Origin of the sequence: Paenibacillus sp. FSL H7-0442, assembly GCF_038593105.1 — a bacterium.
In the GTDB taxonomy this organism is placed as follows: domain Bacteria; phylum Bacillota; class Bacilli; order Paenibacillales; family Paenibacillaceae; genus Paenibacillus; species Paenibacillus polymyxa_D.
This window is the reverse complement of record NZ_CP151963.1, coordinates 3,146,168-3,171,785: the sequence shown is the minus strand read 5'-3', so window position 1 is coordinate 3,171,785 and position 25,618 is coordinate 3,146,168. Positions and strand designations below refer to the sequence as shown.

Here is a 25,618-nt window from a genome sequence, read left to right as displayed (position 1 = left end):
GTTAATTCGGGGGACGTTTTAGAAGTGAGTGTTAATTCTTCTGAGGCGTCCCCCTTTTATCCCCCAACTCTGAACCGAGAATAGACGCTGTGTATTGCTCATATTTATCCATGCTGCGCTTTTCCAACTTTTTAGAGATGTGTGCATACACATCGGATGTAATTTGTACGCTGCCGTGACCCAGTTGCTCCTGAACAAACTTAATGTCTGCACCAGCTTCAAGCATAAGTACAGCATAAGTGTGGCGGAGTGAGTGGATGCGTAAATCGTCATGCAGTTCTGCCCGCTTCAAAATACGCTGGAATGAGTTAAACAGCGTTGACTTGGGCATAGGACTTCCATCATTGCGGCAAAGGACCAGATTCAGATCATGCCGGTACATAGCTTCACCTAGATTGGCTTTGTTTTGCTGCTGCCACTCCTGGTGATACCTAAGATCGTTAACAAGTGTACTACTGATAGTAATTGTGCGAGTTGATCTGAACGTTTTGGTATCGCCAAACATTTCATCTTCACTATCCGGTTGAAAATCGAGAGTCTCGTCAATATGGATTGTCTTCTCATCAAAATTAATGTCAGACCATCTTAATGCTGCGGCTTCTCCTTTTCGCATCCCCGTCTCAATAAGCGTCTTATAAAAAATCCAGTGCACGTATCCGTACCCCCTAGCGGCGTGCAGGAACTTAGGGATGTCCCCTGAATCAATGAACTCAATAGAGTTCTTTTTCTTATCTCCTTTGATGACTGATCCCTTACAAGGGTTGCGCTCTAATTTGCCTTGTATCAATGCGTGTTCCATCGCCCCGTATACCGTTGAATTAATAATTTCAACAGATTTTCTGCTCTGGCCCTTTTTCGAGACATGAGTCTAGAAACTTTTGGTACATATCCGGTTTCAAGTCCTTTAGCATTAGTTGTTTGAAATAAGGCTTAATGTGTGTATTCAGGCTGTTCTCGTGCTGTTTAATAGTATTTTTTCTTACAACTCCTTTCTTATAGTTATCAATCCAATTACGTATATAATCTGTCAGAGCAACATCGGTTTGTTCATAACCTTGATTAAGCTTCTTTAGAAAATCAGCTGCCGCTAATTCCGCTTCAGGTTTAGTTCGAAAACCAGTATCTGATTTTTCTCGTTGCTGCTGTGTGAAAGGGTCGGTGTATTTTAACCGATATCTCCATCCACTTTTCAGCTTCTTATAATTTGCCATCTTTATACCTAGATAAGAACCTATGTTCCTGTTTTTGTGTATATAAAACCGCCTCGCAGCGGTATAAGCGCAAGTTATCATAAGAATGTATGTAGTTCAGGTGGGATAGAGCATCTGCGTAAGAATTGCTCTATAGTCTCGCCCGGATCTGGTGAGGACGTAGCCGTGAGCAACTTGACAGCAAATTGGTTTGCTTGCCTCTCGTATTTTCCGGCATTGGAAAACGACCGTTCGTCCAGAAAGAATCGGCTGATACCTGGATGAAGTCGATCATGGGCAAGTTCATGGGCGCAGATGAATTTCTGCCAAGGTTCACTCAACTTCGAATGAATTACTATAAAGCGCCTGCGCAGCTTACGGTAATACATGCCGAGTGTGCTATCCCCTAAATCACAATGCCATATCTGTATATTCATCCTATCTGCTATCTCAAAAGGGCAGTTAGTTTTGTGGCGTCGAATAAGTCTCTGTATGGTTTTGTCCATACGTCAGTCCTCTGTCTTTTTTCGGCCGTAGGCTTCTTTGTTTTTCTTCTTAGCGTTCCTGAACATTGCTTCCATGACTCTCTTTATTTTCTCTTTGTCATCGTCAGAGATCGGTACGCCGTCAAACATTAATGGCTGGTCTTCCTCGAGTATCGTCTTGAAATCTCGAATGTCCTTCGGTGTAGCCCACTCGGGGTATTGGGGTTCTTCTGTAAATTTATCACTATCGGATGTGCCCAAAAGAAAATCAAGGCTAACACCAAAACGACTTTGTTCAAGATGTGGACTCAAAAAGCAACACTGGTCATAGATGATTACGAAACGGAGTTTGGAAACCCTGAATTTGAATGAGGCTTAACAGCCTCTTACCCTATACCCCTATATACCACTCAAGGAGGAACGAGGAATGAAAAATATTAACGAGGTACTCCGTAAGTTGGCAGAGACCAGATTGTCATGTCCAACTTTTATCATGGATGAGCTTGAAAGATTATATTACGAGTCGGACGAAAACGGAATGGCTAACGCTCTACTGGAAGCTGACCTACTGGCTGCCAAAAAGGAGTTGGCAGAGAGGGACCGGACAATAGCCCATCTTCGCAAGTCCCTAGAAGCAACCTTGATACCGTTTAAATTTTACGCTGATCCGAACACTTATAATCCTGCTCATTTGGACAAGCTTGGATACATCATTATAGATGAAGATGGCGGAGCGTCAGCTAAAGCTGCATTGACAGCGGTCTTGAGGACAACGGAAAAAACAGTAAGAAACCGCCAAAGAGCATGGCGGTTTCTGGATCACTGATGGCGAAATTGGTAGAAAATAAAATAACAGGAAGTTTCAAATGATTTTGGTTAAGTAAATCTATTTCTGAGCTAGTCAAACTTCGAGATCTTTGCTATTAAGCGCATTAACGTGCATTTACAGTTATGAGGTATTTTACGTAATCACCATTAGGATTAAAAGTATATACAACAGCCGTTCCAAGGGAATTATTAGATGAGACCACTCCACCACTGCTTATTGAAATAAGGTGTCCACCAGACTGGATTTGAATATTTTGATTGGCAGTGAATATCTTTACAGATGAATTCCTGAGCATGTTGAAATTAACAGTTCCGATCAGTTCCCCTTGAGTTACAACAGAAGAATTAGTTGTTACTTCTTTAGCAGAAACCTGTGAAGATAGCGAAGGAATGGTAAAAATTAAGAGTGAAAGTGCTAATAAAATCAAGAAATTTCTTGCATTTTTCATAAGCATACCTCCTAAAATTTAGTATGAGGTTAGTATAGCACAGGAAAAGATTGGAAAGCAACATTTTTTTACTTATAAACAAGAATTATCAAAGAAAACCATTTCCCTCACTAGGGAAAAACTCAATATTTTCCCTTTCCCTAAAGGTCAAGAGATAAGTGAGGTGGGCTTAAGCGCTGCCCACCACTCCTCCCTTCTCATTTTCTTGACTAAGAAATTTTTTCACTCTTAAAACTATAAAGTGAAATTATGGAAGCTAGATTGAATAGATGAAAACTGAATTCTTTATGCCGATGAAGCCGCCGACTGCTACACACCAGGAGAAGCAGGTCGCCATCATAAACGATAAACCAGTGTTTTACGAGCCGGATGATCTGAAGGCAGCTCGTGCGAAGTTAACAGCTCACTTAGGGAAGCATGTCCCGGAGAAAAAATACAATGGGGCGATTCGGGTGATTGTGAAGTGGCTGTTTCCGATCAAAGAGGGAAGCAAGCATTACGACGGAGAATGGAAAATCACGAAGCCTGATACTCACAACATAAACAAGCTGCTGTTTGATATCATGACGGATTTGGGTTTCTGGACTGACGACGCGATTGTGGCCAGTGAAATCATAGAAAAGTTTTGGGCCAAGGTCCCAGGCATATATATCCGTATCGAGGAGTTATAGGCTATGGATTACGGGGCATTTTACCGGGATGTTGTTGCATGGATTGGTCAAGTCAATGAGGCTGCCATGAAGTTAGGTATGAGTAATGCTCCAAAGGGTGTACAGACATACACGGTCCTATCATTTGAACGACTTCTGGATTTTGAGATTCTGAAAGACGATTTGAAACGGTTGTCTGTAAGCGAGGCAACGAGGTACTTAATAGCCCTCGATTTTGGATTAAATCATAAGGAATCGCGCCTATTCGGCCTTGGTATGGAGTATCTAGAAAGAGAACTTGCGAAAAAGAAGAGGGAGGAACAACAATGACAGATAAAACACGTAACTGGCAAGAGGATATAGAATTCTTTACTAGGTCTATAGCAGCCTTCAAATCTATGTACTTAATTGTTGGAATTGATGAATAGTTCGCTCCCTTTGTCTGGAACGGACTATTCATTAGAAAATCATGACACTTTATAATCTTTTTTAAGATAATTAACTATAGCATCTTTAAGGTCTTTAATATCTCAACAAGTTCGCCATATTTGTTCGCTTTTGAAAGCCATAATGTTTCAATGATAGATTTTATATTATAAGTTAAATAAATCAAGGTGCCTGCGAATAGTAGTAAAATGGGAATATTCTTTAAACTCTCTTCGATTTGATTTCCAACATACTCACTCCATAAAGGAAACAATACTAGCCCAATCAATGATATTGGCCACCAACGTTTGGTTCTAATCTCGGTACTTTTATTTAAATAAAATTCTATTAAATTATCTAAATTATCTAAATTATCTATTAATCCTAGATTACGAACTTTTCTTTTTATCTTGTCGCACCTAAAAGCGAATAGAAAATTGACATCGTAGGTGTAAGTAATCTTTTTATTTGTAAAGATTGATTTAAAGCGTGGATATTTTTTCATAGCAAATAAATTCGATATTCTAACTGATATAAATGAAAGTGTTATACAAAGAACAGAAAGCAGAATGACATACAACAATGGTACCCAATTAGCATTAGTTATATTGCAAACTAATATAACTAATGCTAAAAAAGCAGTTATTATTGAGGCGAATAGGTAATAAAACGCTTCACGTCTGATCATAATTTTAGGGATCGATAAATCCTCAATAAAATAATATTCTAATTTTTTGGTTTTTGAGACAAATTCAACAGAACTTAGAGACATTTAGGTCACTCCCTATATTATTTTATCTATTACAATCTACAATATTACACAATTTTATCTGTGTCTATTTTAATTGATTATATTAACTTTAATTACTTATAATGGAGTTGGTTTTGGTGTCTAATGACGAATTAACATTGTTAAGAGCAGATTCAGAAGAGGATATAAAAATAATTCAGATTAACTTTTTCGATGATTTAGAACAAGATGATTTCAGAAAAACAAAATGGTTGTTGAACAAGTACATTGATCTTGTAGATGTGATAAAGAACTACGAATATTCTCTCCAGCAGTTAGAAAACGGAATGGCTGCGTATGATTTGCTTTCGGCGGAAGGAACGGTTGCAAAGCGAGTAACAGTGCAAGAATTAACAGCGGATGTGACAGCGAATGCCGTTCTACTCAAAGACCAGCGCCATGTGAATTATAAATTTTATCAATTCCTCACAAATAACATTAAATTCGCAATAAACAATATGCGCGATAAGCATGAGGGGCTGATAGTAAAGCTGCTGTTTCTAGATGGAATGAAGTACCTCAAAGCACAACAATATTTAGAGAAGTTTCGGAGAATTCTTGGTTGAAGCACCAGAACACATTATGCTTCCTTCAATAGGTAGTGTAGCAGTAAAAAGATAATGTGGTAGAGCGGTTTTATAAGACAAAAGATAGCGGTTACACAGGCGTTCATATGGAGAGCATCAATCTACTAACGCAATCAGTAAACAGAGAACCTCGCCGTTTACAACGTGGTCAAGGAAGCAGAGCTGGCAGTATCGACTGATTGATCTAGCATGAGTAAACTGTCTTGCATTCAGAAGAAGGTAATTCTTCGAGCTAATTGGACGATGAGGGTGAATTTGATTACTTCAGTTGTGGGGAGATGGGGATTAGCGAGAGCACATTTGCAAGGGTTAAAACAGACGCTATATCTATTCTTGCCGCAGCCCTACGCTTACAGGTTTTTTATACTAAATTGAATACAGCGGTAATCGGATAAAATAGAAAGGGAGTGCTTCTGCACTCCCTTTTGTCTATATGTCTCACTGGTGTAGAAATCTCATGTGTTTGCGAAGCGCCAGGTATACAATAAATCCTAGTACCGGAAAAAGCCAAACTACTATAGCCGAGCCTACAGCCCACGCATAGCTGTTTCCGCTTTTCATTATGTCTTTATATACCCAAATACATAAAGCTACGTGAAGGGCCAATACCAACAATCCCAATAATAAACTTGCGAAGTTTATCACCACAGCTAGAACACCTCCTGAAAATTGCGTTATATTCACTATAGCATACTTGAATTATTCTGGGAAAAATAGAAATCGCCATAAGATTCTATGTTGTAACAATTTTGTTGTTTAAACATCCCGTAACAAAGTTAATTCAATATTGTTAAGCTTCCTTCATGTGTTAGGTTGGGTACTTCCTACTAATTTTTTAATAAAAAAAGGACTTATTTCTAATTATGATTAAAATAACCATATTTTGTTGAAAACTATATTTACCAATGGTATATTTTTACGGTAGAGACGGTATGGTATTAATTTTTTTATCGTATGTTAAAAAACTGGAGGGGTACTTGTGAAAATCAAATTTAAGAAAAGTGTCATCGCTTCGCTTATTATGGTGTTGTTACTCCCAGCCATGTCCGCATTCGCAGAAGAAAACACTGAAAGTGTAACACAGGATAATGATATTCAAGCAAGATTGACAGAAATAAGCAATTCATATGATCTTAACGAGCCATTGTCCGATAAAGATGCTGAATTTGTAAAAACATATGCAATTAAACCAGCAGCATCAGGTGAATTCAGCACCCAAGCTGTCCAAAGACAGACCTTTAGTGGATACAAAAATTCACAGGGTATTGACGGTAGAATGGATGGGTACGTAACTTTTGACAATGGTATTATTGATCGTGAAGTGCGGGCTTATATGAAAGTTTGGGACGGGAATGGTAAAGCGAGAAACATAACTGCAGGCGTTAGATTCACTGGTTTTGGGGTTATCAATGACCAAGGGAACATTGGGAAGACAGTAGATACTACGCTTAGTGGTTCAAGCTCAGGTAAACAAACATCGTATACAATGGACAAAACCTACAGATATAGAGCCCTTGATTTTGTAACTTTTGCTGATCCTTCAGCAACAATTGATAATATCTCGTTTGTAGGTCAGTATAGATAAGTAACGTAAATCCATATAGTACCATACCTTTCTTAAGACCACTCAATTGCAGAGTGGTCTTTTTCAACATGTTATAGCCGAGGTTTTGATGTTGACATCTAATTGATTGAAAAATGACTGTTTTATGATCCGCCACTGGACTTTTCATGTGGTAAATTTGTATCATGGAAAATCAAATAAGGAACACACCGCAGCTTTCGAGCCTCGGTGAATCAGGTCGGCCAATGTGCCGGCCCTTTTACATGGCACGCGCCGGCAGCAAGGCACCAGTTAACCAGCGGAAACATGAAACAGCCTGGTCAGAACCCTTGCGCGGTTCAATTCCGCAGCGTGTCTTTTTAATTTAAGGAGGGAGTGCTTGTTCCGTGATGTGGGGACAGGAAAAACAAAACGCTTTGTAAGGTAAATGTTTGATCTGCAATGACCCAAATCCAGAATTTCACACCACATTAGGCGCTTCATTTTGTGATGTGTGCTGAGAAACTATGAAGTCCGGTGATGAGGATAAACTGGGTGAGAGAATTGTCTGGGACGAGTGTTTGATGGAAATAAAATGTTAGACCGTGAAAATATAGTTCTAGACTGGCAGCGGCGGCGTTAAGCCAACGGGCAGGATGGTAGATAAAATATGTTATCATTGGATTGTGCAAAGCTTATTCCGCCTATTCGAAGGGAGATTAGTAGAAATGCAAAGTGCTCAACAGGTGCTAACAAATTATTTTCAAGCATTAGGAAGCAAACAGATTGATAAAGTGATCGAATTGGTTCATGATGAAGCGAAATTTATTATTCTTAAAAAAGAGCCATCTAATGAAATTCCTTTATACGGCACATTTCATGGAAAAGAAGGTGTTAGAGATTATTTAAACTTATTAGAGGAAGCAGAACAAATAGAGAGTTTTATCCTTCACAAACTCATCGGTAATCAGGAAGCAGCGTGTGCATGGGGGAATTTCCGCATCAAGGTCAATGTAACCGGGAAAGTGTTCGAGAGTGATTGGGCAATTATTTGCGAAGTAGAACAGGAGAAGATAAGGTTTTTTCAAATCTTCGAAGATACTGCCGCACTAGAAGAAGCTTTTGATTTAAGAGACTGTTGATATGTTAGTGCAGCTACACATCACTATGCTGAGTAATCATACGAAAACGTAGGTTATTGGCCGGCAACATATCGAATTTGGTCAAGTAATGCGTTACGCTAACGAAGAACGTTAGTTGAATGATAACAGCGGCAGTCTAAGACTTTATTTTTACTTAATAGCGAGTAATCGAGAAAGTGAGCAAAAGCCAGCTTATAATGGTTTAATTGCCCATTTTCCGGTATTGTCCGGTTTTTGTTCTTTGACGGCCATTTTTAGCAATTTGTAAAATGGTCTTATCTCTCCTCTCTAGTTACTAAGTACAAATGCTTTTATGCAACAGCGTAGCGTTTTGCATCCCGCTTGCGGGAATAGAACCTATCGCTGTTTCTTTTTTCGGGTTTTAAATAAGCGCCTCGGTTCATTTGGTGCTCTAAATACATAGGCAGATACAAGTCACTCATTTGGGTGGCTTCTTTTATTGCCTTGAAAGGATTTTTGGTTTGAAGAAGAAGCAGAAGAAAGGAATTTTGCTATACATGAAAGGACCACCAAAAAAGCCAAAAAAATGCAAAGGTTGTGTATGGGGGAAGTGGGATGGGGGTTAAGCAGTTTTGTTCCCGTACAGCTTGTGTGAAAGAATGAATTAATCCCATCTAAAATATCTTGCCTTACACAACGTTACACTTCTATGCATAGGCTATCAGGAAGTAAAAACTTTCTGAGGAGTGTGACAAAAATGTATTATACCCACGGGGGAATACAGTATTACCCAGCAGGTAGACCGCCACAACAGCATATTATAAATCCAAATCAGGTTAAAAATTACCTGAATCAAGCCGTTGATATGAGGATGAGTAATGGACACCGTCTTTGTAACGTCTTTATTACGTATGTGTCTCCGCAGACAGATAAAACACAACCAGACTATGGAGATATGACTTATGTAAGAATTATTGATGGGAAGTTCGTTTCTTTATCAAATAATACACAAAACATTGACGAGGTCGGACCTGCTGGTTCCTTATGTGGTCATCGACCATCGTGGTAGAATGTTAAGCACCCATTGAGGTGCTTTTTCTTTTGCTCTTATACGCCAATATGTGAGTTGTTCTAAGCACTTTTTCCGTTATCCGGACGAATACCGGAAAGAGTACAGCAAAGAGCAGAGAGAGGGCATACACACGCTCTGACAGCCTGTTATCCTGCTACCCTGCTACCCGAATAGTGGAAACCAACTCAACTCAAATAGCCTTTTGAACATTTACACTACCTCTTTCATAGTATATGGCAGTTGATAAAGAGAGGTGGCTACTGATGGAAATACCAATAACAGGTTTTGTTGTTCATTCCCGTGATTCCGAATCTAACCATTCGCATAAGCTTTTTATTAGTTCGTGGGACGGTAGACCAGTTAATGTTCACGTACATCCTTTTAGTGGGAATACATCACTTGATGTAGGACACTACCACCATTACGCTGGAGTAACAGAACCAGCTCCAAGTGGTGTTCCGCATGTTCATAATTATTATGCAGAAACATCATTTAACGATCAACATACGCATCTAATTAGAGGTACTACAGGACCAGCCATTCACTTGACAGGTGGTGGGCATTACCATCATTTTGAAGGGTATACAACAGTAAACGGTAGAATTCCTCACGCCCATAGGTACAGTGGAAATACTGGAGATGAGAAAGACTACCGATATTAATCAATTTGAAAAACTCATCCCCATACAAATAGTGGGACTGATGGAGTTGGTTATGGCGGCATGTTTACCAGTGTCGGGGTTATTCTCGTACTATTTATACTGCTTATGATACTTGGGGGTTGTAATGCTTAAAGGACTCAGCCACAGGTTACTGAAGATTCGACTTTATGAGTACAGTGTAATTGGCCAAACAATTTAAAATCAGTAGTAACAATGACGAGCTACTACTGGCTCGTCTTTTCTTGTTCCTTGGATGCCTTGAAAGCCTTAGAAAGAAAACAAGTCATTACACCCGGGTATACTAGCTCTTCTAAACCACTCACTCTCGAGAGTGACGAGTCGAGTTTTACATTGTTCTTCCTTATAGGATGGCTAGTTTGATGAATAAATACTATGCGAGAAAAATGATCTTTACTACTTACTACAGCGGCAGGTCGGTCTCAGAAGATTAAGGAAATTCGATTACTGGAAGCTTTGGATGAGAGACAGATTTCTGTTTTGAAAATATGCTAAATGATATTTTAGGAGCATCAGCCAAACAGCAAATTCCGTTTCCATATGGGTATTTTGGTGATTGGTAACAGGTAGTGGAACTTATAGGAAGATAACCAAAAGTCCACATACTAAAAAGAAGGACCCAAAGAGTATAGATACAGAGCCTCTAAATTTCATGTCGTCAATGTAAGCGTCGCTTGGTTCTGAGTCACCTTTGATCTTCCAGGCTTCGTTTGCACGCCATCCCCAAGTGGGAATTCGTTTACTTAAAATACCAAGTGAGAAAAAAATAATCGCGATAAAAATAAGCATGAATCCCATTTGATCAACTCCTTAAGTAAACTATACCAAAAAAGAACGACAGATGGAAAGTGTCGTCCCTCAAGGATAGATGGAAAAAAAGAGGGCTTTGCCCTCCATATGATGGTGTAATGTTAATCTGAATAGGCAACCGCATTAAAACTTTCTATTCCTATTCGGGTGGCATCCGCTGTGCAAAATAAATATAAGGTATACACTAATTCATTTGATGGTGGTAGAGGGACATTGTAATCGGATGCATTAATGGTAACGACCTGTACAGCGTTTGGGTTTGCTTCGGAGACACTAACAGAGTAAAGGGCGTATGCAACAGGAGAGTCGAGAGTGCCTCTAACAATAGAAATAGCAATAACGGAGTCAAAAGGTGGAGTAGTGGGAAATGAAAGCTCAGCAATCCCTGATAATTGTACACGCATATTTTCCCCAGCGCCCGTCACGTCTAAGCCAAGCTCTGCGATGGCAACAGGAGTATTGGCTGGCATGGAGATTGAGATCGTATTACCGTAACTTGCGTTTTGAGATGTTCGAGCATCTAACAATCTAGTCATTATCTCATCTCCTTTTTTGGGTAAAGAATTTGCAAGCTGGAAATAGAAAGATACATACTGTGCAGGGGCTGGATCGGTTGATAGTAGGGCTATTAAGCTTTAGAAGGATAAGCAGTAATAATCTAACACGATAGGGTCAGACCTATGCCTATTTTCCCAAGATCAAGTCAACAGCCCAATCTTTTTGGTTAATTGCACAATAAGCTACTTTGACTAGACTTTGGAGGTGATCATTAATTATGTTTAGACATTATTATTGGCAAAAGAAAATGCATCGGAGAAAATTTAGAAGATGTGTAGTTAAAAAAGTCAAAGTTTTACCGAAAGTTATTGTTAAAGGGATCCGAGGACCTCAAGGACCTCAGGGACCGCAGGGAGCGCAGGGACTGCCGGGTCCACAGGGAGTTCCAGGTGCTCAAGGCCAGCAAGGGCTACAAGGTTTTCAAGGAATTCCCGGACCAACAGGACCCGCAGGAGCAGTAGGGCCAGCAGGAGCAGTGGGGCCAGCAGGACCAGTGGGACCGGCAGGAGCGGTAGGACCCGCAGGAGCAACGGGGGCAGCAGGGCCAGCAGGCGGCGGGATATCAGACTTCTTAAGTGTCTTCCGAGCAGATCCTGGTACGGGAACGGACACAGTTCCGGGTAACTCACCAATTACCTTTACTGGAGTTCTGGCTAATGTTGGTGGTGCATTTACTTTCACTCCTCCATCTACAACGATAACAATCAACGAAACGGGAAGCTATCTAATAGATTTTACAATTCATAACCAAGGTGATGCTGCCTTTAACCTTACCGTAAATGGAATCCCTGTTACTCCTGTTCCCTTCACGGGTAACGGTGGCGGACCAATTTCGGCAGAAGTCATTATTACTGTAGGGGTCGTTCCTACAACTATTCAATTGGTAAATGCAAATGCAACCCCAGCCCAACTTCATAACTTTACCAATACTACTCTTACTATATTAAAGTTGACCGTTTAAGCCATTTTTAATGATATATAGAACATTATATGTAGCCGCTTTAGAAAAGACTGTACGATTTCATATCGTCAGTTTGTCTAATTCACTTATAGTAAGCAGACGTATTTATGGGGGAGGGATTGTGTAGCATGGCAAGAGGACGTAGTGGCAGGAATAAGATCCATTAAACACTATCACTACTCCAAAGCCTATCTTTAAAGTTAAAATGGTAAATACGCAGTAACATTGTAAAAAACAATGATATTATTCAAACATTGAAATATGAATGCTAAGAAGGTTGGGGAACTTTTCCTACCTTCTTTTTGTTGTGACATTAAAAAAAGAAGTTTATTCGCTCGAAAATCAATAGTAAATCTGGATAAGTTAGACGTTGTTCTGTATTTATAGAAGTTTGCAAATGCAGTCCATCCGGCATCGGTTAGCATTAAATGAAGGACATTGGTTGGGCGACAGTTCCAAGTAACTCCAATCAGTGGGGCATTTTTAACTGGCTGTCAAAAAAGTATCAGCGGGCGTACATAATTGACCTGACTAAGTTACAAAATCACACTAATGGAGATTTGCTGGAGTTGCTTGTATCTGTATCGCACACAAGTTCATCAGTGGGAACGTGATCAATATCTGTACTTTACTAAATAGTGAAACCCCTTGGGGCTCTAGGGGATATGACCCATTGGTGAGATAAACCAAGACACCTTCAAGGTAAATGGAAATTCTCTTTCTGAAAATGCCATAGTGGTAAGCATAAAGGCATAGCATAGTAAAACAGCAAAGGCAATCGAATCATGAAGCTAAAGATTGCTGACAAATTGTCGAAAACATCAGTAAGTTCTTCAACATTAGTCATTAGAGAATCCAATGTGGCTAAGACAAAGAAAAAATTAGACAGTGTTGAGAGGGCTATAGCTAACTATAAGTCCTTCTCTTTTTCTTCCGAATTAGCATGGTCAGGAAAAGGAGGACAGGCAGAGCAATCTGAAAGATAGGCCAGACTCGAACCAAGGCTACATGAAGACCGAACCACAAAAATTCGGTTAACCTAGGGGAGAGAAACGTAAGGGCGTATATGATGATACTTAGCAACAGTAAAGCAGGCTTGTATCTAAAGGGGGTTATCGTTTGAAGCCCAATGACGGCACCAAACATAAAACCAGCCGTTTTGACTCCGATTCCAATAAATAGAATCATCGAAAACAGGACATCAGCTCTCTCAACGATCTTCGGTAGCTGAATTAGTTGTGTAACCTCAAATAAGGGATAGGTGCTTGATGCTGCCCATTCCGGACCTAAAACCAGGATTGTTAGTTCATTCATTACAATAAGGAACACAGCAGTGATCCAGTAAACAATGACGATTGACCGCTGTAATTTACGTTTATCCGTAACAATCTTGAACAGCACAAGAAAAAGAACCGTCTGCCCGAAGGGAAAAGACACGATCTCGGGAATGGCAGCCTTCACTACGGGAGTTAGACCATTCTCCAATACAGGAAATAAAAATTCAAAGTGAATGAGTCCTGTAAAAGGAGTAAGCAATAATAAAATCCCATAACCAAAAACCAATAGAAGAAGGAAGATATGACATAGAAGGAACCAGACCCTCGGTCCAAACCACACTACATCGGCACAGACAATTAACGCTATAAACGTAATAACTTCGGTAGGAGTTCTGTTAAGTAATGTCAATGCGCCGAGCTCACCAATGTCCCTGACACTCCTGGAAGCTTCATAAGCAAAGTAACTGATGAACAGAAGACCACCCAGACTACCTATCCATTTTCCCCAATAATGGCATAGGAGCTCGTACAAATCTCGATGTGGATCAAGTTTATGCATGTATAAATACATGATTAGCAAGACGAAGCCTACAAGTGCGCCGATCAGCATGGCTAGCCATGCATCCTGCTTGGCTGTAGCTCCCAAGAGGAATAAGGTTGTACTGCCAACCTGAAACAAGGAAAAAGCGATAGCTAACCCGGATACCCTGGTGACGGTTTTATTCATACTTTTTAAGCCCCTTTATACAAAATGGGTTAGGTTTGACTTCCGATATGCTTCTGTAGGAGGCCAGGACGCTGAATCCGTGCATCCACTCGAATGTCCAGTTCTATCTTCTTGAATTCCTGATCCCAGTCTTTTTTCACCGTTCCCCACTCCCTTGGGAACCTCCGGTGAATCCGGTCAGCAAAACCAGTTGCGTCTACACCAAGTTCCTGAAGTTTAGCCCAGCCCTTATTTATCGTACTGGTCACTTCTTTTGCAATCTCTTCTTCCAGATCATGTATGGTCTTCGTCTTGGAAATATCCTTAGTGCATGTAGTTTCATTTAAAGTCCCATTAATTTTCACTCCAACCTGCATAGTGTAATGAGAACTGGTTTTTCTGGGTGTAAGCTTTACATTAGCAGAGTTTACTAGTATGGAAGAGTACATTTCCCTACCGGGCTGTTCGCTGCATGGGAACGAAATTTCGCTGTTGTTAATCTTTTGAGACAGATAAGATACACCCAGACTCTCTTCCTTGTTGAGAAACCCTTTGAGCTTTCCTTTTTGGAATACCGCCAATTTAGTCAATGCCAGTTTGAGCGGGGCCGAGGTTTTTTTGAAGACATCCAGACTCTCTGCTTCCTTCACATCCTGATAGTCCCCTTCTCCGGTCAACTCGGCGACCGGTACTCCAATAGATTTGGAATCCGAGTTCATGCTTAATACGAAATCATAAACCCTAACTTTCGGAAACACCGATAAAATATCACTCTCTTTGTCGACTAATTCAGCCATGGCGACGCCTTGAAGTTTTTCAGGCGGCAGTAATTTCTTTAATAGATCGGATGCTAAGCCGTCCGTTACAATCATAGTTACCATCTCCCTTGCTTCCGTATTACGAAGATAAAAATCAATTAAACGGTCCATTCCTTTCTCAGCCGCTCTCTTACCGATAAATACAACACGATTATGTGCTATGTAGATTTGTCTTGATGTTTTTAAATTGCTGTACGATAACGCCTGGTTATAGGTTTTGGACTTTACTGAGAATACATGGGATGCCGGTTGAGAAGACCCTCCCGTTCCTCCTCCGGTACCACTTGCAAGGGCGGAGGGAATAATAATCTGATAGGACATCATCCACTGTCCGTCGTCCATCATATCTACTCCTGTAGCCGCAGTTACCCACAGCTCATTCAGTTCGACTCGGTTCCAGCAACCCGCCAAAATGAATAATATGACCAAGGCCAAAATAAATCTGCCTAATTGGGACATATCGGTTCCTCCTTACGCCATGGGATCTCGGCTGTGTTCCCCCGCTTGTTCTGCAAATGATTCCTGTTCCGTTGCCTGTCTTACTGGATTGACATCCCCAATCATTTTCGGCCGTTTCTTCATCTTCCACCAAGGTACACGCACAAACAGGTCTTTCATATTGCTCGTATAGAAAGGTGCGAGCGGCATCATATAAGGAACGCCGAACGAATTCACAGATACTAATCGAACGAGGATGGGAACCAAGCCCGCCAAAACGCCGTATAATCCAAATAAACCCGCTAACAGCATTAGTCCAAATCTGAGCAAACGAACAGCCCCCGCCATATTGATCGCAGGTAGTACAAAGTTGCAGATAGCTGTGAATGAAACCACAATCACCATAGCTGCAGAAACCAATCCCGCCTGTACAGCAGCTTGTCCAAGAACCAATGCCCCAACGATAGAGATTGCAGGCCCTACGGCGCGCGGCATTCGTACTCCTGCTTCGCGAATAACCTCAAAGGTCAGCTCCATTAGCATTGCTTCAAGCAGGGCTGGCAATGGTGTATTCTCTCTCTGCGCAGCCAAAGTGATGAGCATTGTTGTAGGCAGCATTTCCTGGTGAAACGTTGTTGTTGCAATAAAGAATGAGGGTAATAGCAATGCCAAGAAAAAGGATGCCATTCGAACGATTCGAAGAAAAGATGCCAGATCATAACGTTGGTAGTAGTCTTCACTGGATGCGATGAACCGAAAAAAGGTTACAGGAGCAATCAATACAAATGGAGTCCCATCAACCAATATCGCTACTAACCCCTCAAGCAAGCTGCCTGCTACAGTATCCGGGCGCTCAGTGTTATATATGGTTGGAAAGGGGGTCCATACCCCATCTTGAATAAATTCCTCGATATATCCACTTTCGAGAATACTGTCCGTGTTAATGGAATCTAATCGTCTGGAGATTTCCTTAACCACCTCTGGATCTGCAATGCCTCGAATATATGCCACCGATACCTTCGTCTGCGTGTATGATCCGATAATTCGAGAATCAAAGTGGAGTTCAGTTGATTTGATCCTTCTCCGGAGGAGTGCGATATTGGTGGATATATCCTCTGTAAACCCCTCTTTAGGACCGCGAATTACTGTCTGCGATGTTGGCTCCTCAACCGCTCTTTTAGCCCCCCCGCTCATAGAAGCAGCAAAGGCCTTGGTGCTGCCTTCGACAAGGAGAACCACCTGTCCATAAAGAACGGCATGGATAAGTGCTTTCTCATTTTTAAGGCAAGTGATGCCCCCAATAGGAATACGATCCATCAACCAACTTTCAACATTACGATCGGAGAGATCCCCATTTCGAATACCTGCAGTAAGTTCCTCCAGCAGTGTCGTTAAAATTTGCTGATCAATCAGGCCTTGAAGAAAACCTACAGCGAGAACCGGATTGCCCTGTTTATCGTTCAAACAACGAAGAATGAAATCCGTGCTATGTCCTATTTCCTGCTTCAGCAAGGTCACGTTGTCCTTAAGCGTGCCACTCAGTTCCTTGGATAACTCAGTCGTTTTTTTATCATTAACTGGTTCAGAGCTCGTGCCATTTTTAGATCGTGAAGGCTGCTTAAACAGCCATTTTTTTAACTTGTCAACCATAGCAATACAGTTCCCTTCTAGATAGCGGTTAACTGTAATATGTTGCTATTCCACGATTTATATGTACACACCTTCCAAAAAATGTTTTTATATCAATTTATTTCAACTATGTTTACAATAGTAGAAGCTTTTTTAGTGGCATACGGCAAAAATTGTTGGCCGGTATAGACACAGTCTAAGAGAAGGGCTTGCGGATGTCGTTTTTGTATTGGATGGATTCGTTGTAGCCAAAGACCTTCATTCAGAGTTTTTAAAAGATGAGTCATTTCGAATGGTGGTATCTCCAGATCATCTGCTGGCATCTCGTTCCTCATTGATTGTTGATGACTTTCACAGAGAACAAATTTGGTTGCTTTACCATAGGATTTACCGGATATATCATTTTCTGCGCAAATGCTCTGGCATCGGGAAAAGTGGATTTTCACATCGTTGGCTGCTCTAATACATGTTGCAAAGAATGAATTAAAATCAAATGAAGCATCTGGCTCATAAGAGGAGCACTTGCGAAGTTATTTAAAGCACAAAAAAGTCCTCCGGAAATCACCATTTAAAGACATTCTTGCCAGATGTCATTTTTCGTTGGCTACCGTGAGGGAGGCAGAGCACTTAAATATTGCTTTTTGATAGCTGTCCACTTGACAGGGGTCGCTTCAGTTTGGAGAGGTTTTTACTCTTTTATAAGGGGAGACGATATTATGGAAGCAAAACCCGCTGTAGAATAATATAGCTCTCAGTCTTAGTGAAATAACTATTAGAATGCCCCCAATAGAAAGAATCGGCAGCCATGGATAAGAAAATAAAATAAAATCCTAGACTGCCGATGTTCTATTGAACTCTCGTGTCCCTTAAGTTCAATCGCTTCCCTTTTCATAAAAGTTGTTGTGCAAAGCTTTCTGCCGTTTAAATCATGTCTTACTCCAAGTCACTTTGTAAATTTCTAATCTCCACCGAGTTCAATCGTTTTCGTGGCGACACGGTCATGAAATTCCCGATCATGTTCCACGAATACAATGGTCGGCGTGTACTCAAGCAACAGCTCCTCAATTTGCATCCGGGAAATCACGTCGATAAAGTTGAGCGGTTCGTCCCAAATATGCAGATGAGCCTCCTCACATAGGCTTCTCGCGATTAGAACCTTCTTCTTCTGCCCGCCGCTAAACGCCGATATATCCTTCTCAAACTGGATGCGGGCGAAATCTAGCTTACGTAACACGGCCTTAAATAAGCTTTCGTCAATTCTGTGCTCTGCTGCATAATCGGAAAGCGTTCCTCGCAGATGAGAAGTATTCTGGGATACATAGGAAACGCGAAGCTGCGGCTCCCGCTGAAACGTACCTGTATAATGTAGCGTCTCATCGTTCAGCAGGCGGAGCAAGCTAGACTTACCTGAACCATTTGGACCTGAAATTGCAATCCGATCTCCTGGTTCGATCGTCAGACAAATGTTCTTGCAAACCGCTCTTTCCCCGTAGTAAATCGTGACGTGATCCAGCATAGCCAATTCCGATTTGGGATACACGAGCTGAGAGATCGCAAGGCTTTCTGACTGTTCGATATTTCGGAGCAATTTCGATTTTTCCTCTAAAGCGGCGTGTTGCCGCTGTTCGATGGATTTCGAGCGTTTCATCATTTTCGCTGCCTTATGCCCGACGTATCCCTTGTCAAGCTTGGAGCCGGAGTTTCGTGTGCCGTTCTTCGATTTTTCGGTCTCGAAAGACCAGCCGCTAGTACGTTTAGCAGAAGCAGATAAACGCTGTATGTCTTTGTACAGCTTTTCGTTTTGTGCCATTTCGAACGTATCTTGGCGAGTTTTGTTCGTCCACCAACTGGAGAAGTTGCCTTTTTGGATTTCGATATTCGTTTTGTTGATCGATAGAATATGATCCACGCAGCGGTCGAGAAAAGCCCGGTCGTGTGAAACAAGAATAAAACCGCGCTTCGTATTCAGATAATCGGCGACAAGCTTGCGTGCGTGCAAGTCGAGATGATTGGTCGGTTCGTCGATGAGCAGAAATCGATTGTCTTGGATGAATAGCACGGCCAGCAATACCTTCGTCTGTTCTCCTTGGGACAGCGATTCGAATGGCCTGTACAACACGTCTTCTGAAACCATAAGGAGGTTCAGTTCGCGCATCAACTTCCAGCTCTCATAGCTTGGCACGATCTCTTCGACGACGTCTAAGGTCAAATACTCCGGGTGATCGACGGGAAACGGAAAATAATCAAAGGCGACTGGTGTGGAGATCGTACCGCTGTATTCGTATTTCTCCTGCAACAGGTTTAAGAACGTCGTTTTCCCCCGACCGTTTCGCCCCGTAAAGCCCAACTTCCAGTCTGTATCAATTTGAAAATGAACATTTTCGAATATGGGGTCATAGCTGCCTGGATAGGCAAAAGTAAGATTGGTTACCTGAATGGCGGGCATGGCAGTCATCCTTTCGTTTGGAAATAAAAAAGAGCCGCAAGAAAGGTGCTATCTTGCGGCTCTAATCCATACGAGGAAATACGGCCCCATTTCAAGGGGCCGTATGACTGTCCGGAGAGGGAGCGCAAACGAAACGCAGACCTTTCTTGCAGAGATGAATAAAACGACCACAGCCGATCGCTGAGTCCGTTCTTTTCGTGATCTCAAAGCAAGAAAGTTCTACATGTATCCGTTCAACTCCCGTCATCAAATTACATCCAGTTTATCACAATAGTAATTTAACTACAACCTGCGTAGCCCTGTTAGGCTGAAGCCTCGCGTAGTTCGACATGCTCCTTAGATTGATTACTGTTATTTAACTATCCTGCTCGTTCGTATTAGGTTGATAACATATAGGTTTTTAAAATACCTAGCGTTATAGCAGCAGAACCAATTTAATATTTAAGTATGGAAGGTCTCTGATAACTCAGGGGCTTATTTTGCGTCTTGAGGAGGTGATGAAACCCATGGCAAAATAAAGTCAACATGGATATATACAACTGGATCTAACAAGACCAGTTGAAGAATTGACTGTTAGTCATTTCTGCTGTCATTGCTTCACAGCCAGCACACCGGAAAGAAAAATACTTAAAGGATTGTATATAGTATTGGGGGTGTTGCTCGCGCTGGTCATTATTGATTATGTGACCAGATTATTTGCCGCTGGCGCAGAAGGTAAGAAGGGAACCGGACCCGGCTTAAAAAGCAAGATTGGTCTTATCGGTATCGCTCGAGAGGTATTTATTTTTACAATAGTTGCTGTATCTCATCTAATCAATGGAGTCTTAGGCGATTCGCACCTTTTCCGGGATGCGGTCGCCTATTTTTATATGGCAAATGAACTGCTGTCCATTTTGGAGAATGGCGGCAGACTCGGCGCTCCTATCCCGCCTGTGATCCGACAGGCCGTAGAAGTTTTGAAAAGTAAAGGTGGTAAGGAAGGAGAGAAAGAGGATGCAACGACGAAACAGCCGTAATGCAAGAGGGATCGACGTATCCCGTTATCAAGGAAAGATTGATTGGAAGGCGGTCAAGGCAGATGGTATATCTTTTGCTTTTATTAACGCCAGCCAGGGGCAACGTTACGTTGATCCTACATTCACCACGAATGCAAAAGGAGCCAGAGCAGTCGGGGTATTGCCGGGTGCATACCACTTTTTAGATGCCACCACTGTTGAGGCAGCTAAAGCGGAAGCGCGGCATTTTGCCGAAGTATTGGAACAGGTAGGTGGTGGGAAAACGCTAGACTTGCCGCCTGTAATGGATTATGAAAATAATCCCGGTAACCTGTCCAAAACGCTTATTAGCGCTGTAGCTTTGGCTTTTCTTCTCGAACTGGAGCGACTTACAGGACGCAAGCCCATTGTCTATACAGGTAATGCATTTGCAGCGAATTTTAACGCCTCTTTGGGTGGTTACCCATTATGGATAGCTCGGTACAGTGATACTCGTGTCCCAAGCGACACAGTGACGTGGAAACGTTGGGATATTTGGCAATACAGCGACAGCGGCAAGGTAGCAGGGATAAAAGGGAACGTGGATATGAATGAGTATGATGGTACGGCGGACGAGCTGCGTGAACGTTTCACAAAGCGCCCTGAGCAGCCGGAGACAGTCACGTCCGGTACGTTCGTCGTAAATGGCAAACAGGTGTAGGGAAGACGCTGCTCTATAGTGGCAGGACGTATGTTCCGCTGCGTGTGCTTGCTACTGTGTTAGGCTTATCGTGTCATTGGGACACCAGTCTCAAGGTCGCTTATTTAAATGGAGCCAAGCTGCAATTTATCCAACTGGTCGAAGGAGTGGCATACGTGCAGCTCAGACCCGTTGCGGCGGCATACGGTGCTGTAGTGTCCTGGGATTCAAAAAATAAAATCGCATCGTTGAAAACGAAAGGGGAAAAGTAATCATGCAAACAATTATCGAAACTGTACAGCCTATGTAAATACCATTGTCACAGCCGCTGCGGGTGTGCTTACAGCATTTGTTTTAGGAGGTCTGAATTAAACTCAAGACTAAGGTTAACGTGTGGCTAGAAGCGCGTACAACGGCAGCACAACGTGAGGTAATCCATAAAGTAGCAGGTGAGGCTTTGCACTTGCCCAGACTACGTTTAAAGATGCTGGTGGGGTTCATAAGATGCAAGAGGCTTTACAGTATGCATCCTTACGGCTTACGGAACAGGGCATTGTGGTATCGTCTACGGAGTTACAAGCAGCAATTGAGAAGGCATATCTGGAGTATAAGGCTAAAACAAAAGCGGTACTCGCTACTGAAGCACAGCCAAATGAGGAAGCGGCACAAGTAGCAGCTAAGGAAGCTGTATCGGATCTGGCTGCAAAGCTTAATGATTTCTTGGCACAGGCTACGGCTGAGGTAATGCCAGACGCTCAGGTTCAATCTGCACCCGAGCCTATTTCTGCATCAGTAGATTCCGTACAAACTCCAGTCATTACGGAGTAAATCTAAAAAACTAATGCCCTGCTGGCTTCGGCTGGTGGGGCTTTTTTTGTTTTTGGTCATATAGGATGTACCCATAAGATTTGATATGTAATATAAAAGCCCTCCATTTAAGGAAGGCTCTTATTAAACGCTGAGCATGCAAATCATAAATCAATGTGATTTACTACGTCTTTTCAAAAAATTCACAAAAAGCAGTATACAGAAAAATATTGCAAAAGCAATCACGATCCACCACTGAGGGTCAATTATATACAATACGACTCCGATAAGCAGGACTGTTGTTGTTATTGCAATTCTCACTTTCAACATTGTGCGTTTACTTATCCGAGGCTCCAATTTTCGTATTGTAATTTGAATTATTATAGCAAGTACAATGAAAAATATTGAAGTGAATGAATTATAGATAATATCAGCTCCCTTTACTCATTATGCCTATCTTGTACTCCGATGGGGGGCTGTTAAAGATGGGAATTAAGAGTTGCTTGTGATGGAATATCCTGTACGCATCAAGTTAATCGTAATTCCTTTGCCCTTATCTTGGTTTTTAAGGATTTGTGCAAAAAGTCCTGCTCCTGCCCCTATTACTGCGCCAAAAACACCCGAACAAACGACTGTTACTACGGAATAGACTAATCGGATACAATTTCAAAGTAAACACTAAAAGCTCTACTAAGCCAAGCTAGTAAGAGAAGAGTGCTCAAAGGTGCGACTGTGGGAGAAGTTACGCAATAGGTTTAGTGATTGGAATCAGATAAAGAAAGCCGGAGAGAAAGCGTAAACTTCTTTCCGGCTTTTTGGCATAGTTCAACAGAATAATTACTTGTTCAGCAGTATGAAGTTATTGATAAAACCCTCTTTTTGTATGAAAATGGGGGTTTGAATTTTCGATGTGAAATCATAATAATATACGCCTCGTCCGTCCTCCTCATTTTTCTCAGAGGCGCTACCCAAATAATAGATACCCTTGCCGTCCGGGGACATATAGACAAATTGGCGGGATAAAATAGGCAACTTTATTTTGGTGCGCTTACCTGTTGCAATATCAATCAGACTATACTCTGGATTGCCACCATTAATGAATCGAGTGGTTATGAGGAGCAGCTTATCATTACTGCTGGACATTGAAGTTATTTTCTCTTTTTTTAGTGTGACGATAGAATGTGTGGAGAAGGTGGCGTAGGTGCTGATATCAGATACATAACCCCTAGTGATAACCGGGGAGCAGGATCATGGGTAAGTCATCAGTTAGAAAAGTATGCTGATGGAATCAAAGTGAGGTTTATCGTGAAATAAAAACAAGGACTCAACCAGTATAGAAGCTGGAATGAGTCCTTTTTAATACCCAATAAAAAATAAATATGCAAAAATATAGAACATATTTATAGATAAGCAAGTTTATGTTTAGACACATTTCCTCAATTAAATTATTCTTAGTTCTATCAAACATATTGGAGGATCATTTAATGAAGAAAGCATGTATAACGATTTTATTTTTAGTTCTTTTATCTTTACCCTTATCGAATGTTTTTGCGGCTGAAGCAGAGTATTCAGAAAATCTGGTTCCGCATATGACAACTAACATTTTGCCATCTGGAGTAGCAAGCGCAAGTAATGAATATTCATATGCATATGAGGCGTTTAACAAGGAATTTGCGACAATTGCTAGTGCATGGACATCAAGTACAACTTCTGCTTGGTTAAGATATGATTTTCCTAAAGCCGAAGTTATTGAGCAATATGTTATATATCCACAGACAACGGCAACTGATCGTGCCCCTAAAGACTGGACTTTCGAAGGCTCAAATGATGGGGTTACTTGGAACGTGCTAGACACTCAGTCAAATATCAGTGGATGGGTAGATAGTACTCCAAAAAAATTCGCTTTCTCTAATTCTAATTCATACAAGGATTATAGAATTAATATTACAGGTAATAATGGAAGTCAGTATCTAGCTCTTAGCGAATTGGAGATGATGTCTAAAGTATCAAGTTCCACTCCTAACCCAGGAACAGAGGAACCGACTCCAAACGGGGATCGTGCAATTCTGGTAGTTACCATGACAACTGGTTTGGAAAAGGAATTCGACCTAAGCATGAAAGAAGTCAATGACTTTATTGCCTGGTACGAAAGCAAGCAGGCTGGTTCTGGATCAGCATCATATGCTATCAATAAGCACGATAACAATAAAGGCCCATTCAGTAGCCGTAAGGATTACATGCTATATGATCGTATCCTAACGTTTGAAGTAAGTGAATACTCTAAATAAATAAAAAGCTCTGCTAACCTTAATTGGTCGGCAGAGCTTTTAACGTTTCTAACAGGTTCGTGTTAGGCTGAATTATATTTCGTTTTAGCTTCTTCATATAATTTGCCGAGGTTACGAAACTCAATTGATGTCCTTTATCACGTTGAAAATATGTTTACTATTTAATATTTTTCGTATATATTAATATTTGGAAATTAGTTTTCATAAATTTTTCCTACAAAACCAGATTAAATTAACAAAGGAGATTGTTTTAATGAGTATTTCATTAAGAATAGAACGCAAATCCGGTGGTGAGCCAATTGAGTTTGTAAAAGGTGAAATCACTGGCTTTACTTATAAGAATAATAGTTCCATAAACCTTTCAGCTAAGTCTACAAACTTGGCTCATTCGCTACATATTCGAAGCAAAATTCCGCTTCATTCGCTTCCTACAGTTATAGACAATGCGGATAATTCCAACATGCTGTATACATGGGCAAAACAGAATATAAACCTGATAGTGAGGATTACTATCGCAAATGTAATATCCAAATCGATAGAAATGAAAACACAATCCGAGATATTACGTTTACACATGCTTATGTAGTTAAGTATCAAGAACAGATTGATACCAGTAAAGAGATCCTTGAGTTTGAACTTGTTCTAAAACAAAAAGAAGATCAATTGAGAAAAATTCAATACAGTCCTCAGTTAGAATCTAAGGAAACAAGAGAAAAGGATCAGTCTGATGTCTCGCCAAAAGTACTGGAAGGTGCATATAGTAAGAATATGTTAGTGTATGCAGGAAATATTACTTTTCCGTTTGAAAATCCTATGGTAGAACTAGAAAAGACTTGGGTACGAGGCGTAGAGAAGGTAAAAGATTCGACAGACACTGTAATACATTATCCTGATCGTAAAGCATTTGCATTAGTAGCTGTTCCTATAGCTCGAAAGAAGTACGGGGACATCACAGCCCATTTACTTCAACATTCACTTGACTACAAACCAGGAAATTTACACTTTAACGAGTGGTCATATGAGGCGCAGCAAGTTAAAAAATCTAAAGAGCACATCGCAATAGTTAATGATGAAGTCAAAAAAGCTAATGGTAAAAAAGTTAAAAGTTTTTCTTATAATGGATCTGCGCAATTAGAAAGTGATAGAGATTTATATAATGCTTTTCACAACATGTATTATGAAATAAATGGGGATTACGTTGACGGGCAATGGAAAATTACTACAATATATTATGATAAATATAATTTCGAGTTTAATTTTAAACGAATGTTTACTGGGAACAACAAACTCGGTTGGGCTGCGGCCAATCTAACAAATATAATGGAATCATGGGGAACACTCAATGAGTATACGTCTTATGTAACAGTAACTGATACAAGAAAAGCCTAGAAGTGAGGTGTGAA

Annotated in this window: 23 protein-coding genes and 4 pseudogenes; 15 read left to right on the top strand and 12 right to left on the bottom strand. The window is 41.0% G+C overall.

Annotated elements, in window-relative coordinates:
* Positions 1-31: 31 nt before the first annotated feature.
* The 3 genes and pseudogenes from MHH57_RS13775 to MHH57_RS13765 form a co-directional block, all read right to left on the bottom strand.
* Positions 32-1,211, bottom strand: a pseudogene (locus tag MHH57_RS13775) (tyrosine-type recombinase/integrase).
* 77 nt (positions 1,212-1,288) lie between these two features.
* Complete coding sequence (locus MHH57_RS13770; protein ID WP_342434224.1) at positions 1,289-1,696, bottom strand: ImmA/IrrE family metallo-endopeptidase; 408 nt, start codon at positions 1,694-1,696, stop codon at positions 1,289-1,291.
* 3 nt (positions 1,697-1,699) lie between these two features.
* A complete protein-coding gene (locus MHH57_RS13765; RefSeq protein WP_342434223.1) occupies positions 1,700-1,987 on the bottom strand; it encodes a hypothetical protein in 288 nt (95 codons plus the stop codon).
* A 115-nt stretch (positions 1,988-2,102) separates the two neighbouring features.
* Here MHH57_RS13765 and MHH57_RS13760 point away from each other — a divergent pair, with 115 nt between their 5' ends.
* The gene (locus MHH57_RS13760) at positions 2,103-2,501 is read left to right on the top strand and encodes a hypothetical protein (RefSeq protein ID WP_342434222.1); all 399 of its coding nucleotides are present in this window, start codon (positions 2,103-2,105) and stop codon (positions 2,499-2,501) included.
* Positions 2,502-2,607: 106 nt separating this feature from the next.
* Here MHH57_RS13760 and MHH57_RS13755 read toward each other — a convergent pair whose 3' ends face one another.
* Positions 2,608-2,952, bottom strand: a complete 345-nt coding sequence (locus MHH57_RS13755; protein WP_342434221.1) for a hypothetical protein — start codon at positions 2,950-2,952, stop codon at positions 2,608-2,610.
* 269 nt (positions 2,953-3,221) lie between these two features.
* Here MHH57_RS13755 and MHH57_RS13750 point away from each other — a divergent pair, with 269 nt between their 5' ends.
* Positions 3,222-3,623, top strand: a complete 402-nt coding sequence (locus tag MHH57_RS13750; protein WP_342434220.1) for a RusA family crossover junction endodeoxyribonuclease — start codon at positions 3,222-3,224, stop codon at positions 3,621-3,623.
* Positions 3,624-3,626: 3 nt separating this feature from the next.
* Complete coding sequence (locus MHH57_RS13745; protein WP_342434219.1) at positions 3,627-3,932, top strand: hypothetical protein; 306 nt, start codon at positions 3,627-3,629, stop codon at positions 3,930-3,932.
* Positions 3,933-4,104: 172 nt separating this feature from the next.
* Here MHH57_RS13745 and MHH57_RS13740 read toward each other — a convergent pair whose 3' ends face one another.
* On the bottom strand, positions 4,105-4,800 hold the full coding sequence (locus MHH57_RS13740; protein WP_342434218.1) for a hypothetical protein: 696 nt from the start codon (positions 4,798-4,800) through the stop codon (positions 4,105-4,107).
* Positions 4,801-4,916: 116 nt separating this feature from the next.
* On the opposite strand from MHH57_RS13740, the pseudogene MHH57_RS13735 reads away from it, so the two are divergent.
* From MHH57_RS13735 to MHH57_RS13720, 4 genes and pseudogenes are all read left to right on the top strand, one after another.
* A pseudogene (locus MHH57_RS13735) lies at positions 4,917-5,363 on the top strand (hypothetical protein); the annotation flags it as partial.
* A 1,021-nt stretch (positions 5,364-6,384) separates the two neighbouring features.
* Complete coding sequence (locus MHH57_RS13730; RefSeq protein WP_342434217.1) at positions 6,385-6,990, top strand: hypothetical protein; 606 nt, start codon at positions 6,385-6,387, stop codon at positions 6,988-6,990.
* Positions 6,991-7,676: 686 nt separating this feature from the next.
* A complete protein-coding gene (locus MHH57_RS13725; protein WP_342434216.1) occupies positions 7,677-8,090 on the top strand; it encodes a nuclear transport factor 2 family protein in 414 nt (137 codons plus the stop codon).
* 1,296 nt (positions 8,091-9,386) lie between these two features.
* Complete coding sequence (locus tag MHH57_RS13720; RefSeq protein WP_081317533.1) at positions 9,387-9,785, top strand: YmaF family protein; 399 nt, start codon at positions 9,387-9,389, stop codon at positions 9,783-9,785.
* Between the two features lie 594 nt (positions 9,786-10,379).
* Here MHH57_RS13720 and MHH57_RS13715 read toward each other — a convergent pair.
* Together MHH57_RS13715 and MHH57_RS13710 are read right to left on the bottom strand one after the other, a co-directional pair.
* Positions 10,380-10,592 (bottom strand): DUF6199 family natural product biosynthesis protein, encoded by a 213-nt coding sequence (locus tag MHH57_RS13715; protein ID WP_342435177.1) that lies wholly within the window; start codon positions 10,590-10,592, stop codon positions 10,380-10,382.
* Positions 10,593-10,714: 122 nt separating this feature from the next.
* On the bottom strand, positions 10,715-11,149 hold the full coding sequence (locus MHH57_RS13710) for a hypothetical protein (RefSeq protein ID WP_029517855.1): 435 nt from the start codon (positions 11,147-11,149) through the stop codon (positions 10,715-10,717).
* A 239-nt stretch (positions 11,150-11,388) separates the two neighbouring features.
* Between MHH57_RS13710 and MHH57_RS13705 the strand changes: the two genes are divergently transcribed.
* Positions 11,389-12,132, top strand: coding sequence for a collagen-like protein (locus MHH57_RS13705; RefSeq protein WP_340955641.1), 744 nt, complete (start codon positions 11,389-11,391; stop codon positions 12,130-12,132).
* Positions 12,133-13,038: 906 nt separating this feature from the next.
* On the opposite strand, the gene MHH57_RS13700 is transcribed toward MHH57_RS13705, so the two are convergent.
* From MHH57_RS13700 to abc-f, 4 genes are all read right to left on the bottom strand, one after another.
* Complete coding sequence (locus MHH57_RS13700) at positions 13,039-14,136, bottom strand: endospore germination permease (RefSeq protein ID WP_342434215.1); 1,098 nt, start codon at positions 14,134-14,136, stop codon at positions 13,039-13,041.
* 29 nt (positions 14,137-14,165) lie between these two features.
* Positions 14,166-15,392 carry a Ger(x)C family spore germination protein gene (locus tag MHH57_RS13695; RefSeq protein WP_342434214.1) on the bottom strand — a complete coding sequence of 409 codons (1,227 nt, stop codon included), beginning with the start codon at positions 15,390-15,392 and terminating at the stop codon, positions 14,166-14,168.
* Positions 15,393-15,404: 12 nt separating this feature from the next.
* Complete coding sequence (locus MHH57_RS13690) at positions 15,405-17,021, bottom strand: spore germination protein (protein WP_069010592.1); 1,617 nt, start codon at positions 17,019-17,021, stop codon at positions 15,405-15,407.
* Positions 17,022-17,958: 937 nt separating this feature from the next.
* The gene (abc-f, locus tag MHH57_RS13685) at positions 17,959-19,446 is read right to left on the bottom strand and encodes an ABC-F type ribosomal protection protein (protein WP_342434213.1); all 1,488 of its coding nucleotides are present in this window, start codon (positions 19,444-19,446) and stop codon (positions 17,959-17,961) included.
* 623 nt (positions 19,447-20,069) lie between these two features.
* On the opposite strand from abc-f, the gene MHH57_RS13680 reads away from it, so the two are divergent.
* The 4 genes and pseudogenes from MHH57_RS13680 (at position 20,070) to MHH57_RS13665 (ending at position 21,948) form a co-directional block, all read left to right on the top strand.
* Positions 20,070-20,462 carry a phage holin family protein gene (locus MHH57_RS13680; protein ID WP_238794834.1) on the top strand — a complete coding sequence of 131 codons (393 nt, stop codon included), beginning with the start codon at positions 20,070-20,072 and terminating at the stop codon, positions 20,460-20,462.
* A pseudogene (locus MHH57_RS13675) lies at positions 20,440-21,099 on the top strand (glycoside hydrolase family 25 protein); the annotation flags it as partial. The gene MHH57_RS13680 and the pseudogene MHH57_RS13675, both read left to right, overlap by 23 nt.
* 98 nt (positions 21,100-21,197) lie before the next feature.
* A complete protein-coding gene (locus MHH57_RS13670; protein ID WP_238437740.1) occupies positions 21,198-21,392 on the top strand; it encodes a copper amine oxidase N-terminal domain-containing protein in 195 nt (64 codons plus the stop codon).
* A gap of 232 nt (positions 21,393-21,624) precedes the next feature.
* Positions 21,625-21,948 carry a hypothetical protein gene (locus tag MHH57_RS13665; protein ID WP_342424938.1) on the top strand — a complete coding sequence of 108 codons (324 nt, stop codon included), beginning with the start codon at positions 21,625-21,627 and terminating at the stop codon, positions 21,946-21,948.
* 816 nt (positions 21,949-22,764) lie between these two features.
* Here the strand turns inward: MHH57_RS13665 and MHH57_RS13660 are convergent.
* The gene (locus MHH57_RS13660; protein WP_342434212.1) at positions 22,765-23,070 is read right to left on the bottom strand and encodes a hypothetical protein; all 306 of its coding nucleotides are present in this window, start codon (positions 23,068-23,070) and stop codon (positions 22,765-22,767) included.
* Between the two features lie 36 nt (positions 23,071-23,106).
* Between MHH57_RS13660 and MHH57_RS13655 the strand changes: the two are divergent.
* The 3 genes and pseudogenes from MHH57_RS13655 to MHH57_RS13645 form a co-directional block, all read left to right on the top strand.
* Positions 23,107-23,241: pseudogene (locus MHH57_RS13655) on the top strand (sporulation protein); the annotation flags it as partial.
* A 170-nt stretch (positions 23,242-23,411) separates the two neighbouring features.
* On the top strand, positions 23,412-24,215 hold the full coding sequence (locus tag MHH57_RS13650; RefSeq protein WP_039271252.1) for a discoidin domain-containing protein: 804 nt from the start codon (positions 23,412-23,414) through the stop codon (positions 24,213-24,215).
* A 471-nt stretch (positions 24,216-24,686) separates the two neighbouring features.
* Positions 24,687-25,604: a hypothetical protein gene (locus MHH57_RS13645; protein WP_342434211.1), complete on the top strand. Its 918-nt coding sequence runs from the start codon at positions 24,687-24,689 to the stop codon at positions 25,602-25,604.
* Positions 25,605-25,618 lie beyond the last annotated feature (14 nt).

Coding starts and splice junctions, on each gene's coding strand:
- MHH57_RS13770 (WP_342434224.1), bottom strand. CDS start 1,696: ATGGACAAAACCATACAGAGACTTATTCGACGCCACAAAACTAACTGC.
- MHH57_RS13760 (WP_342434222.1), top strand. CDS start 2,103: ATGAAAAATATTAACGAGGTACTCCGTAAGTTGGCAGAGACCAGATTG.
- MHH57_RS13755 (WP_342434221.1), bottom strand. CDS start 2,952: ATGAAAAATGCAAGAAATTTCTTGATTTTATTAGCACTTTCACTCTTA.
- MHH57_RS13750 (WP_342434220.1), top strand. CDS start 3,222: ATGAAAACTGAATTCTTTATGCCGATGAAGCCGCCGACTGCTACACAC.
- MHH57_RS13745 (WP_342434219.1), top strand. CDS start 3,627: ATGGATTACGGGGCATTTTACCGGGATGTTGTTGCATGGATTGGTCAA.
- MHH57_RS13740 (WP_342434218.1), bottom strand. CDS start 4,800: ATGTCTCTAAGTTCTGTTGAATTTGTCTCAAAAACCAAAAAATTAGAA.
- MHH57_RS13725 (WP_342434216.1), top strand. CDS start 7,677: ATGCAAAGTGCTCAACAGGTGCTAACAAATTATTTTCAAGCATTAGGA.
- MHH57_RS13720 (WP_081317533.1), top strand. CDS start 9,387: ATGGAAATACCAATAACAGGTTTTGTTGTTCATTCCCGTGATTCCGAA.
- MHH57_RS13715 (WP_342435177.1), bottom strand. CDS start 10,592: ATGCTTATTTTTATCGCGATTATTTTTTTCTCACTTGGTATTTTAAGT.
- MHH57_RS13710 (WP_029517855.1), bottom strand. CDS start 11,149: ATGACTAGATTGTTAGATGCTCGAACATCTCAAAACGCAAGTTACGGT.
- MHH57_RS13705 (WP_340955641.1), top strand. CDS start 11,389: ATGTTTAGACATTATTATTGGCAAAAGAAAATGCATCGGAGAAAATTT.
- MHH57_RS13700 (WP_342434215.1), bottom strand. CDS start 14,136: ATGAATAAAACCGTCACCAGGGTATCCGGGTTAGCTATCGCTTTTTCC.
- MHH57_RS13695 (WP_342434214.1), bottom strand. CDS start 15,392: ATGTCCCAATTAGGCAGATTTATTTTGGCCTTGGTCATATTATTCATT.
- MHH57_RS13690 (WP_069010592.1), bottom strand. CDS start 17,021: ATGGTTGACAAGTTAAAAAAATGGCTGTTTAAGCAGCCTTCACGATCT.
- abc-f (WP_342434213.1), bottom strand. CDS start 19,446: ATGCCCGCCATTCAGGTAACCAATCTTACTTTTGCCTATCCAGGCAGC.
- MHH57_RS13665 (WP_342424938.1), top strand. CDS start 21,625: ATGCAAGAGGCTTTACAGTATGCATCCTTACGGCTTACGGAACAGGGC.
- MHH57_RS13660 (WP_342434212.1), bottom strand. CDS start 23,070: ATGTCCAGCAGTAATGATAAGCTGCTCCTCATAACCACTCGATTCATT.
- MHH57_RS13650 (WP_039271252.1), top strand. CDS start 23,412: ATGAAGAAAGCATGTATAACGATTTTATTTTTAGTTCTTTTATCTTTA.
- MHH57_RS13645 (WP_342434211.1), top strand. CDS start 24,687: ATGGGCAAAACAGAATATAAACCTGATAGTGAGGATTACTATCGCAAA.